The organism is Psychroflexus halocasei (genome assembly GCF_900107595.1).
GTDB lineage: Bacteria > Bacteroidota > Bacteroidia > Flavobacteriales > Flavobacteriaceae > Psychroflexus > Psychroflexus halocasei.
The window spans coordinates 1-5,514 of the sequence record NZ_FNQF01000020.1; the positions used below are offsets into that span (position 1 = coordinate 1).

General features: G+C 29.7%; 4 protein-coding genes. All 4 read left to right on the plus strand.

Features of this window, described 5'->3' with window-relative positions; genetic code table 11:
* Nucleotides 1-108 precede the first annotated feature (108 nt).
* Nucleotides 109-723, plus strand: coding sequence for a hypothetical protein (locus BLV84_RS12040; RefSeq protein WP_093246017.1), 615 nt, complete (start codon nucleotides 109-111; stop codon nucleotides 721-723).
* Between the two features lie 300 nt (nucleotides 724-1,023).
* Nucleotides 1,024-1,767, plus strand: coding sequence for a GIY-YIG nuclease family protein (locus BLV84_RS12045; RefSeq protein ID WP_143521377.1), 744 nt, complete (start codon nucleotides 1,024-1,026; stop codon nucleotides 1,765-1,767).
* A gap of 812 nt (nucleotides 1,768-2,579) precedes the next feature.
* Nucleotides 2,580-3,152 carry a pentapeptide repeat-containing protein gene (locus BLV84_RS12050; RefSeq protein ID WP_093246023.1) on the plus strand — a complete coding sequence of 191 codons (573 nt, stop codon included), beginning with the start codon at nucleotides 2,580-2,582 and terminating at the stop codon, nucleotides 3,150-3,152.
* 161 nt (nucleotides 3,153-3,313) lie between these two features.
* On the plus strand, nucleotides 3,314-4,111 hold the full coding sequence (locus BLV84_RS12055) for a hypothetical protein (RefSeq protein WP_093246026.1): 798 nt from the start codon (nucleotides 3,314-3,316) through the stop codon (nucleotides 4,109-4,111).
* Nucleotides 4,112-5,514: the final 1,403 nt, after the last annotated feature.

The following is a 5,514-nucleotide window of genomic DNA, read 5'->3' on the forward strand; positions in this document are numbered from 1 at the left end:
TTGAAAAACGAAAAATAAGTATAAATTTATAGCTTTAAAAAAGAGAAAAGTTCCGAGCTAAAATCTCGCTACTACTCATACACAAAACCGTTGTGGCACATTTAAAAAATGACATTCTACTTAATAATATTACTGATTTTTATTCTACTGATAGTTGGACTAATCTTTTGGATTTTTCGAATTTTCAAGACATACAAAAAAGGTAATCGGAAATCTGCACTTATCCAGAGCTCAATTCTTGGAATAATATTAATTTTTATCTCTTGGCAATTACAAATATTTCCACTATCAAAAAACTTCTATATTAAAGAACGGACTGAAAAATTAACTGGAAAGTCGTTTTGGAGCTGGAAAGAATATGATTACGAAGAATTAGGGATACGTGGAGAAGGTTATACGCTTGACATATTTAAATTTAATGATGAAATGGCTGAATATTTTTCCAATCCATCAGCTGATTTTATTCAAAAATATCCACCAAAAGATCTTGCAGACGTAAAATGGACGGAAACACCTATAAAACAAGCTGATATTGAAACTCTAAATTTCGTCACACCAATTTACGGTGGTTGGAACGGAGAAATCGTGGAACGTCAAGATTTTATAAAAACTATTGCGAATGAGAAAGGTGGATTTTATGCCTTTAAAAAAAGTGGGGGAACAGATTTTTATTTAATTTCCCCAAAACGGAATTTGATAATACTGATAAACCATAATATGTAAAAAAAAACGTGCCACAACACCGTATATAGCTCATAGCTGGGTAGTTGCTAAATCGTAATTATGGCTTATTTGCGAAGTCCGCCAAATTTTTTAATTTGGCTTATTGAGAAAAAAAGGTAATAAGAAAATTAAAAAATTCGGCTCGTACTTAACCGAAAAGTAATCGCTAATTTGCACGCTACGAGCCATATACAAAACCGTTGGCAACAAGCTAAAAAAACGACAGTTCTTACCATAAAATGATTTTTTAAACCCAATTTATTGTTAACTTTAACAATTAGAAACAAGCTGAATAAACTTATGAATAAACAAGAATATTTAAAACAAAGTAGAGAAATTGGGCTTCCTTCAAGATGTCCAATTTTGGAATATTGTAGGAGACACGCTTTGACTATTTATTTTTATTCAAACTATTCCGAAATTGATTATCATAATAACTTTTATGAAGCTTTAAGAAAAGAAAATGCTATTCCTTCAGATTATGAAGAAAACGAAATAAATATAGTTTCGGAACCACCAACTTGGTCGAAAGGAAAAACAAACGGAATGTTTACTGATATGTGTCCAGAGGTAAATCTTTTCGACACAAACAATGGATTACCAATGGCTCGTGGATTAGCTTGTACAGATGGAGTTTGGGATGTTGAATTAAAAAAACCTGAACAATTTAAAAGTTTGGAATCTAAACACTATTCTGAATGTTTGGAATTTTCAAAACACTTTTACGAAAACAAAACTGATGGAAAATTAAAGAAATCTAATAAAACAAAGAAAAAATATTGCTACACATATTTAATGCTTGATATAAAGTCAGGTTTACATAAAATTGGAATATCAAATAACCCAAATTACCGAGAAAAAACATTGCGTAGCGAAGACCCACAAATTGAAACGATAGCAAAAAGAAAATACGCAACAAGAAAATTAGCTTCTGAATTGGAAAATCATCTACACGATTTTTATTCACACAAAAGGGTTCGTGGAGAATGGTTTGATTTAAACGCTAAAGAAGTTGATGAAATAATAAAATTGTTGAAAGAATAAAGCCAATTGCCAACACTGTATATAGCTCATAGCTTGGCAGTTGCTTAATTTAAAGTTTAGGCGTTTTTGGAAAGTCGCCAAATTTTTAAATTTGACAACTTTCCATTAAAAAAGATAAGTAGTAAATTTAAAATTTGGCTTTTTCTTAAACCGAAAATAATCGCTAATTTACACGCTACGAGCCATATACAAAACCGTTACCACTAAGCTAAAAAATCGAATTTATTAAAATCCTCTACTCTATTTTTAAAAATTAAGTGTTTTAAAAAACATATTAAAAACAGAAATTTACTCTGAAAATAAAACTGAAATTTAAGCTTGCCAAAGAAAATTGACATTACGAATCAAGACGAGCTTGCCAAAATGTTAGAATTTGAAAAATTATTACGGAGAAATGAATTCAGAGCTAGCCAAAAGAATTTGAAATTAAGATTTAAGACAAATTCGCCAAAATACAGGAATTGAAAATCGTTGTGAAAATATGACTTTAGCTGGTCGATTGAATTTATTAATAAAATCAAATTTTCAGAATATCTAAAACGATGAAAAACCAAGCGCGCCGAAAAAAATTGCATTTTTTAGAGGATTTTAAGTTGAATATTAATGTTAAGAAATAGTTGATCCGAAGAAAAAAAAGCCTAGTGGTAACAATGCATATACTTAATGCTTGTGTTCAGTGATGAAAAAATAAGTTTGAGTATTTTTATAAAAGTCTGTAAATTGAAAACAAAATAAACCTAATTAAGGTCGCACTAAGTATATGCTAGACCGTTGGCAACAAGCTGAAAAAACCAAAAACAATTTAATAATAAATGGAAGTACTTACACATTACAATAAATCTTTTAATAAAATAGTTTACTCTGAAAAAGAAACGAAAAATAGAGAATTTGATTCCTGCAATTTTATAAACTGTGATTTTTCAAACGGTTTGTTTGTTTCTAGTTCATTTACAAATTGTGTATTTACAGGCTGTAATCTCACAATGACAAAATTCAACCATTGTCAATTGGACAACATCACATTTAAAGAATCTAAATTATTAGGAGTGAATTTTAGTAGTTGTAATGATTTTCTTTTTTCATTAAAATTTGATGGTTGTATTTTAGATTGTTGCTCTTTTACGAGAAAAAAAATGCATAAAACCCCTTTTATTAATTCATCTGTTAAGGATGCGGATTTTTCCGAATGTGATTTAACAAATTCCGTATTCAAAAATTCGGATTTAACCAATACTATTTTTAGTAACACCAATCTTAAAGGAGTGAGTTTTCTTACGGCTAAAAATTACAATATTGACCCTGAACGTAACAACATAGCCAAAGCAAAATTTTCCCTTGAAGGTCTCGTAGGATTATTAAATAAATATGATATTAAAATTGAATAAAGCCAGTTGCCAACACCGTGTATAATTAATGGCTAGTTCTCGCCTACTTACGAAAATCCTCGCGGATTTTCTATCTAGTGTTTATTTGCTAGATTAGGTGCTTAAACACGCCACTAATCATACACAAAAACGTTAGCCACAATCTAAAAAACCAATCGTAAATGACAATATTCACAACATTATTACAAGCAGAAACTACTGAAAATGTTGCTGAAAAGATACCGAATGATACTGGCTGGTTTGTTCAATTTATCCAAGACAATCCATCTATAATTTTATCTATTGTAACAGGACTACTTTTACCTTTAGGTTTAGTTTGGTTAAACAACAGAAACAATGTTCGGATTAAAAAACTTGAAAACAAACTGAATTTAGATTCTAAAAAACTTGATAAAGAACTATCGGAAGAAATTGACAAAAAAGGAATAATTCAAAATCAAGAAAGAGTTGTTTATTCGTCTTTGTCAAAAATTTTATTCGATGTTCAACAACTTCACGTCTCGTTATCTGGAACTTGTATTGACAAAAACTGTATTGACAATTCCCTTGAGAAATTTGACAAATCGATAATTAAGTATCACGAAGAGATAGCTAATAATATGCTGTATATGTCGTCTAAAGTTATTAATTACATTTACGAATTTTACAGTATCATAAGTGACTTAAAAGTAAACCTAAAAGAGTTTAATGACATTCAGGAATTTCAAATGGCTCACGTTTCTGTTTATATGCATTCGATAGAATTATCCGAAGTCTTGATAAAAATACAGGAGGAATTTATTTCAAAAGATGAGAAATTAAAAAGCGATTTTGATGAATCCGCTCAAGAAATGATGAAATATTGTTGCGGTCGAAAACCACCACAAGAAGAATTTGAGAAATTTAAAGAATTGTTTAAAAAAGTAAACCCAAATTATACCGAAGATGAAATTTACCAATTGGACAGAAGGTATGGGTAAAAGACTGTGGCTAACAACGTATATAGCTCATAGCTGGGCAGTTGCTTAATCGAAATTAAGGTATATTTGGAAAGTCGCCAAATTTTTAAATTTGACGATTTCCAATTAAAAAGATAAATAGTAAAATTTAAAAATCTGGCTTGTGCTTAATCCGAAAATAATTTTCTAATTTTCACGCTACGAGCCATATACAAGACCGTTGTACAGCATATAAAAAAAGGATTTTTAAAAAAAACTCACTTCGATTTCAACACTGAAAAGCGAAATAAAATTCAATTCTGCGAACTAAAATCTATTCAAAACGGAATTTTTTGTACTTGGAAATTCGATTGATTTTCACTCGGCTGAGAAATAATTTCGATGTAACATCTGACAATTGAGATTAATGTTTAGCCGAGAAATTGAGATGCAAAATCGAAAATTAATGGCTGAAATTCGAGATTAAATTCAATACCGAAAATTAAAATCTAATCAGCGAAATTGACAATCAAAACTGACATCTGATTCGACTCTGACGATTAAAATTCGGACAATTTTTTACTCATTTTCAAACCAAACTCAAAACTAAATTTAAGAACAAAAAAAACATTCGATTTAACTCAAGCGATGAAAATTTAACGAAAATCAAAAGTAAAATTAAAACTCGAAATTCAGGAATTTAACCAAATTAATTGACGAAAATACGCTGTACAACACTGCATATCGCTCATTGCGGCGTTTTGGTTGAAATCGGAGTTTTGGATTTTCTGGAAGTTAAAATCTAAAATTGAAAAATAATTGCTAATTTTCCCGCAACGAAGCGATATGCGAGACCGTTACCACTAAGCTAAAAAATCGAATTTATTAAAATCCTCTACTCTATTTTTAAAGATTAAGTATTTAAAAAACATAGTGAAAACTGAAATTTGAGCTTGCCAAAGAAAATTGATATTACGAATCAAAAAGAGCTAGCCAAAAGAATTTGATATAAAGATTTAAGACAAGCTTGCCAAAATATAGGGAATTGAAAATCGCTGTGAAAATATGACTTGTGCTAGCCGAATGAACTAATGAATAAAATCAAATTTTCAGAATATCAAAAACGATGAAAAACCAAGCGCGCCGAAAAAAATTGCATTTTTTAGAGGATTTTAAGTTGAATATTAATGTTAAGAAATAGTTGATCCGAAGGAAAAAAGCCTAGTGGTAACAATGCATATACTTAATGCTTGGGTTCGATGATGAAAAAATAAGTTTGAGTATTTTTATAAAAGTCTGTAAATTGAAAACGAAATAAAACTAATTTAGGTCGCACTAAGTATATGCGACACCGTTACAGCTAAGTTAAGCCGTTGATTTTTAAAATCCTCTCTCCTATTTTGATATTCAAGTATTTTAAGAAAGAAAATATCAGAATCGAAAAA